Raw genomic sequence first — 6310 nt, forward strand, 5'->3', positions numbered from 1 at the left:
ATCGCCCACATCCGCATCGTCACACGACGTCTCGCAAGGCCATGAAATCATTGCCGCCTTTATGATTCAGGCTCTAAGGTCGAGGGGAGTAACAACAAGCAGGGATGCATGGTGCTACAATTCATCGTCTTCCGCGCTATTGAAGAATGTTGAAACCACGATCAATTTTTACAATTCCGAGCTAGCTAGATGGGAGGCATTTGGTTCGGAGGCGAACGCGCTTGAGGATTTTGTCAGGGTCGACCTTACTCAAATTAGTTGGGGTGGAGATATTCTTAAGCACCTTTCAAGAGGAGAGGCGCTAAGCGTCGATCCAACACGAGTTGTGCAGAGCGTATACAGGCCATTTTTCAAGAGCTGGCTATATTTTGACCGTATACTGAATAATCGCATCTATCAGATGCCGAAGATGTTCCCGTCTGCTGAAGCATCCAACCGGGTAATAATGGTATCAGGTGTCGGCGCGAAGACGTTCACGCCCTTCATGGTTGACGCAATACCCTGTTTGGACCTGATTGAGAAAGGTCAGTGTTACCCGCTCACAGTGTATGATGACGACGGGTCGTCGAGTGCTTCTCTGTTTGATGAGGGGCAGGGAGGCGGTGAGGGGACTGGTCGTCATGGCGTGAGCGACGCTGGTCTTGCCTACTTTTCGAATGCCTATCCGCGCGAAAAAATATCAAAAGACGACATCTTTTATTACGTTTATGGCCTGCTCCATTCTACCGAGTACCGCTCCCTATATGGCGATAGTCTCTCGAAGGAATTGCCCCGTATACCCTGTGTAAAGCAAGCAGAAGACTTTTGGCGTTTCACCGAAGCCGGTCGTGCGCTGGCTGATCTACATGTGAACTATGAGTGTGCCGACCCTTGGCCAGTCACGATCAAAGAGGGCGACTTGAGGCTTGCCGATATCAAGAACCCGAAGACATTCTATCGCGTAACCAAGATGAAGTTCGCGAAGAGTGGAAAAGAGGTCGACAAGACCACCGTCGTCTATAATGCCAACATCACGATGCAAGACATCCCGCTTGAGGCGTATGACTATGTCGTCAATGACCGGTCTGCGCTTGAGTGGGTGATGGAACGACAAGCAGTGAAGACAGACAAGGCCAGTGGCATTGTAAACGACGCCAACCGCTACGCTATCGAGGGGATGGATAATCCCGCATATCCTCTGGAACTCTTCCAGCGCGTTATCACGGTCAGCATGGAAACACTGAAAATCGTTCGGGGACTACCGGCTCTCGATATCTGAGTGATAGGCAGCGGGCTTCGGCAAACGACGAATTGGTTCGGCAGGGCCGCAACATCCTCACGCTCTCCCTCAAGGTCTTCGAGGTACTTCAGAAAGAGGACCCATGACGCCTGTTCAACATAGTCCAGTTCCGACTGCGAACCTATGGAAATTGCAGGGGAAGATGCCACCCCCAGCAGCTGTCTAGCCGTACAGCGGCCTGCCCGATGGCCCTTCGCAGCCTGATGATGGCCCGACGAGTAGTGTGAGCGTTGAGCGTCCGAGATAGGGAGCGGGCGGGGAGAAGCTTCGAGGGATGCGTAGCTATGATCACCCCGACGCAACGACGCAGACTACCCAATGAATGGTACCGGAACTTCCGCCCCCCTGATCTTCAACCATCCCTCGCAGCATGTCATCCCGCGCCGCACCCACGCCTGCCCGACGCCCACAACGCGGACGAACAGGACCGAGCGAAAGTCCGTCTCGAACACGAAGATACGCCCGATGTGGATGCTGAACGGCAGACCGATATTGATGAAGAAGTGCATGTGAGCTTCCCTTTCAGAAGACGTTGAGAAGCCCTCCATTGGTACCCTTTTTCGGTCCCCGTCAATAGATGCACGGGTGCATAACGGAAAGCCTGTTCAGCACCAATCAGTTGTCGGACGATCTACCCACCCGTGCATACAGGTGTTCGGCGGTGCTTTCCCCGTCCGCCTGTGCAAATCACCCGAGTGAGGACAATCCCGGCAACAGCGGATCGACCAGCGGCGGCAGTCCGCCACCCGCCTCGCCCTTGGTACGGACCGCTTCAAGGTTCCTCCTACGGCAGTCCATAACGTCGCCGTTGAGGTGCTTCGCGAACATGCCCGTGCGGTACCCTCCGACGACCCATCGAGCGACTGCGACGTGTACGGGCCAGCGCGTTGAACTGTAGCGGATGCGGAAGAACGGGCGGCAGTGGCCGGATGTGGTCCGAAGGATGCGGAAGTCGTGACGGATGAGCCATCGGCCCACCCGATCATCAACGACCAAATCTTCTTCTGAGTGTACGACAGGTATTCGGATCATTGGTCCTCGCTCAAGGGTTTCTGCCAGAGTGCTTGTTGAGCCTCGCGCCGCTGCTCCCACTTCAGGCGAGACGCCTCCAAGGCGCGCACATGGTGAGACACAAGCTGCTTTGAGATGCGAAGTACCGCTGCCATCTCGTCCTGCGACAGGCGCTTTCGGAAGTGTCTGAGCCACGAAACCTCCATGCGGGTTTCCCACTGCTGCTTCCTCTTCAGCGCCTTCCCGCGTTCCTCCTTGAAAGCGTTCAGAGCAGCACGCGCTTCCATCACTGCGCTGGTCTCCTTGCTGGCGATCTTCGCAAGCGCCGCTGACAGGTGCAGGGCGAAGCGTTCTTGCCCCAGAGGAGAGATCACATCGAACGGCCTTCCGCTCTTCGACTTGACGATGTGCTTGCCGAGACCGGCCTCATTGGCGTCTGGACAGAGGCGGTAGGCGCTTCTGGAGGAGTTGGGCGAGTAGACCCACCCAAGCTTGCGGAGAACCTGACGGACCTGACGCGGCCCGAGACCATGCGCCTTGCCAAGCTCGGTGACCGTGACCCACTCGCCGTTGCATACGCGCACGAGTTCGCCGGTCTGACGGTCCAAGACCTCAGAGTGATAGAGCATCTGTTTTCCATGATTTGACCGCTTCCGTAATAGACCTCGACAACACAAGGGTTCCCGGTAGGGGAATGCGAAGGTCACTCAGAAGGGGAATTGAAGGTGAAAGGGCCGCCGGGGGCGCAGACCATCAAAAGATGAGGTGGCCACGTAAGGTGCACTTGAAGGGGATTGTAGAGGGGCAGCCGAAGAGGCCACTTCTCATGGCAGCCTGATTTGCGGACGGCGTGCGCCGCGCGCGCCCTTCATCCCTACGGTCAACATCGGTGACCCCGAGGAAGACCCTGAAGTTTGACTGAAGGGGAAAGGGGCCGGACGGCCTCCCCGTAATACCGATAGGGGGTCACACCCCATGAGCCGCAGGCACACAGGTGCTGAACGAGAGGCACCCTTACTGCATAGGTGCAACCTAAACCGACGGGCCGCTTTCAGTACTGCTAGAGAGCAACCTCAATAGGGACGTCCGTCGCTTGGGTGTGGTCGCCAACCTGCGCCGCCTTTCAGGGGCCGCCTCAATCGGCTATTCAGGACCCTCACGGGTGAGGAGAGGTGGCATGCGGTGGCGGGTTATACGGCGGCAGTTGCGGCGGATGGGACTGTGGCGGCCCGGCAAGCATGGGCTTCGGATGAGGCTGGGTATCCTCTTGGTCTTCGGCCTCGCGTTTCTCGCAGCGCGTGCCTACGAGGGAGCGGTCGGCCCGTTGCCCGTGTTACACGCCAATGAGACCCACCCTAGCGGCGAGGCTGGTCGCACCTCGTCTGCCGGTCAGGTCCAAGGCGAAGCCTACACCATCGACGGAGACACGATCCGAGTGAACCGTACGACCAAGGTCCGTCTGTTGGGTGTCGCGGCTCCTGAGCGAGACGAACGCGGCGGGCCGGAGGCCACAGCCTTCATGAAGCGTCTTGTGAACGGGAAGACTGTCCGCTGCGACCTGAACGGCGAGAAGACTTACGACCGCCTCGTGGGGACTTGCTACGTCGACGGCAGGGACATTGGAGAGGCCGTCATACGCGCCGGTCTTGCCCGAGACTGCCCCCGCTACTCCGGTGGTCGATACGCGCATGTGGAGCCACCACAGGCCGCCTCACTGCCCTTTCCGGAGTACTGCGCCTGATTGAAGTTGCAGAGGCGGGTCACTCGGGCCGGGCGCCGCTCCGACGCACCCCCAACACCCCCAACACAAACATGCCAATGGCGGCGACACCTGACAGCCCACCACCAATAGCGCTGATCCAGAGCACAACTGAACTCGATCTGTCTTCGGACTTGCGCTTCACCTGCTCCACACTTGCTGGGATAGGAAAGCTTGACGGTTCTCGAGCCGGCTCTTCGAAGGACATAAGCAACATCACTATCCCCCACGCCCTTCTTTCACGATCTATTGCCGAAAGCTGTGGCGAGATATTCTTCACAAGTGTCAATGCCGCCTTAATTTGTTCAGGTTTGACAGCATCGGGTGCGTTGGCCGAAGCGGTCGCTCCGGTCGCTTCGTTCAGTGCATATTCGTAAGCATCGCGCACTTCTTTCGGGGCTTGGGTTATGAGGGCGTGAATAGCCGCAGCAGCATCGGGATTGCCGGTCGCAAGCATGGTGGATGCGACAGCTAGCGCATATCCAGTGGTCGCACGCTCATTTGGAGGTGCGCTTTTACTTGCAGCTACCAGCTTGCGAGCTTGCGCTTCTGGCTCTGCGGATTTGGCAACCTCATCGGCGGCCTTGAGTGCTGTATCGAGATCGAGGGAGAGCGTCTTTGCGTCGGATTTCCCAGTGTTGATTTCGCCTACAGCGAGACCGTAGGAGCTAGTCCGGTAAACAAGCGTAAAATTCAAGGCGGTGACAATTGCAGTTGCCGTTGCTGCCCAAAACCACCACCGCGTTTGATTGATACTTGATCCACGCATTGTCTCCCCCCAAAGCTTCAATGCAGGTGCCTTTTTCGGCTGCCTTGAGGGTATCCGCCTGGACAACTTGTGTCACTGTTTCAGGCGGAGTTGAGAACGCCCTGCACGGTACCCACCGACGCGCCGACGCGCGCCGCTATCTTCCTAACGCTCAACCCCTCCGCCCGAGCGGCCTGCACGGCCCCACGGAACTTATCATCAACCACCTTGGGCCGCCCGAGCGTCTTGCCTTCCGCCTTCGCGCGGGCCAGACCGGCCTTCACTCGCTCTTGGATCATCGACCGCTCGAACTCCGCGAAGACGCCCAGCATCTGGAACATGGCCTTACCGGCAGGAGAGGTCGTGTCGACGCCCTGTTGATGCAGGAAGAGGTCAACGCCCAGCCCGTGAAGTTCCCCGAGGAAGCCCACGAGGTCTTGCAGGCTGCGCCCGAGGCGGTCGACCGACCACGACATGACCACGTCGAACTTCCGGCGCGTCGCATCCTTGCAGAGGCGGTCGAATGCGGGGCGCTTGTCGCGGCCCTTTGACCCGGAGATACCCGCGTCCTCATACACCTCCACCACGTCCCAGCCCGCCTGCGCGGCCACGCGCTCAAGTTCTATCCGCTGGTTGGCTGTGGTCTGCCCATCGGTGGAGACACGGAGGTAGATAGCTGCCCGCTTGGTCATCTCGGATCGATCCTCATTCGCTGCGTTGAGAGCGAACGTCGCACGATAATGTTCAATAAACAACTGTTTTATGAACACCCGGGATCGCCAGCCCAAGCCCGCTGTTTCCCTTGCCTTCGGGCAGCGTGTTTCGGAGAGGTTTTCTGAACACCTCGTGAGAGCTTGCTACTGGACACCGACCGCAAGATGTTCTTGAAATGTTCCGATCATGGTCAGGTATCACGTCGGTCCCATCGAGCGCATCAAGGACGCTGTTAGCGCGCAGCGGTACCTATGGCTGCTCTGCCTCCACTGCGGGCACACGAAGCGGATAGACCCGCGCCACGTCGCTATGGTTTGGGGTGACCTCACCCTGCGCACGCTCAAGGAGCGGATGAGATGCCAGAGGTGCCATCGCAAGCGGGCTGCTATCGTGGTGGACGATGAGGAAATGGTGGGGCGAGACTAATGGGACACTGGGCGGGACCGGTACTGACCATCGTGGGGATCGCAGTGGGAATGTTCGGCCTTCGCCAGACCGGCCTAGCGGGCGTGGTCCTGCCTGCTGCTGCGGCGGCTATCCTCCTCCTCGCGGCCTACGTGACGATGCGACCTGACCTCCTCCAGTGAACTTATCCCCGGCCCTCTCAGCGCCCCGTACAGTCCCGTCAGGCGACCGGGAGGGCAACCACATGAAGGACAAGCGAGAGACGGCGCTGAGGGCGCGCCTGAGGGCGTTGGAGGCGGCACGGGAATGGGGCCATGAGGTGGACGTACGGGCGCACCTGCAGGCAATCAAGAGGCTGGTAGGCTGGCTACACTGAACGTGCTGGCGAAGGCGC

7 protein-coding genes are annotated in these 6310 nt (G+C 58.8%); 2 read left to right on the plus strand and 5 right to left on the minus strand.

Annotated elements, in window-relative coordinates:
- Positions 1-1258: type ISP restriction/modification enzyme (locus tag CMI59_RS11790; RefSeq protein ID WP_363102500.1), on the plus strand; the 1258-nt coding region annotated here is incomplete at its 5' end.
- A 332-nt stretch (positions 1259-1590) separates the two neighbouring features.
- Here CMI59_RS11790 and CMI59_RS11795 read toward each other — a convergent pair.
- The 3 genes from CMI59_RS11795 to CMI59_RS11805 form a co-directional block, all read right to left on the minus strand.
- Entirely contained in the window at positions 1591-1788 is a 198-nt protein-coding gene (locus CMI59_RS11795; protein WP_293328450.1) for a hypothetical protein, read from the minus strand.
- A 178-nt stretch (positions 1789-1966) separates the two neighbouring features.
- A complete protein-coding gene (locus tag CMI59_RS11800; RefSeq protein WP_293328451.1) occupies positions 1967-2107 on the minus strand; it encodes a hypothetical protein in 141 nt (46 codons plus the stop codon).
- Positions 2108-2307: 200 nt separating this feature from the next.
- Positions 2308-2919, minus strand: a complete 612-nt coding sequence (locus tag CMI59_RS11805; RefSeq protein ID WP_293328452.1) for a hypothetical protein — start codon at positions 2917-2919, stop codon at positions 2308-2310.
- Between the two features lie 620 nt (positions 2920-3539).
- Here CMI59_RS11805 and CMI59_RS11810 point away from each other — a divergent pair.
- Positions 3540-4031, plus strand: coding sequence for a thermonuclease family protein (locus tag CMI59_RS11810; protein WP_293328453.1), 492 nt, complete (start codon positions 3540-3542; stop codon positions 4029-4031).
- Between the two features lie 19 nt (positions 4032-4050).
- Here the strand turns inward: CMI59_RS11810 and CMI59_RS11815 are convergent, their stop codons facing one another.
- Together CMI59_RS11815 and CMI59_RS11820 are read right to left on the minus strand one after the other, a co-directional pair.
- Positions 4051-4818, minus strand: a complete 768-nt coding sequence (locus tag CMI59_RS11815) for a hypothetical protein (protein ID WP_293328454.1) — start codon at positions 4816-4818, stop codon at positions 4051-4053.
- Between the two features lie 80 nt (positions 4819-4898).
- Positions 4899-5585 carry a recombinase family protein gene (locus CMI59_RS11820; protein ID WP_293328455.1) on the minus strand — a complete coding sequence of 229 codons (687 nt, stop codon included), beginning with the start codon at positions 5583-5585 and terminating at the stop codon, positions 4899-4901.
- Positions 5586-6310 lie beyond the last annotated feature (725 nt).

The organism is Parvibaculum sp. (genome assembly GCF_002684405.1).
Taxonomy (GTDB): Bacteria; Pseudomonadota; Alphaproteobacteria; order Parvibaculales; family Parvibaculaceae; genus Parvibaculum.

Bases quoted from the DNA above. Each gene is read 5' to 3' on its own strand.
- CMI59_RS11795 (WP_293328450.1), bottom strand. From the start codon at position 1,788: ATGCACTTCTTCATCAATATCGGTCTGCCGTTCAGCATCCACATCGGG.
- CMI59_RS11800 (WP_293328451.1), bottom strand. From the start codon at position 2,107: ATGTTCGCGAAGCACCTCAACGGCGACGTTATGGACTGCCGTAGGAGG.
- CMI59_RS11805 (WP_293328452.1), bottom strand. From the start codon at position 2,919: ATGCTCTATCACTCTGAGGTCTTGGACCGTCAGACCGGCGAACTCGTG.
- CMI59_RS11810 (WP_293328453.1), top strand. From the start codon at position 3,540: ATGAGGCTGGGTATCCTCTTGGTCTTCGGCCTCGCGTTTCTCGCAGCG.
- CMI59_RS11815 (WP_293328454.1), bottom strand. From the start codon at position 4,818: ATGCGTGGATCAAGTATCAATCAAACGCGGTGGTGGTTTTGGGCAGCA.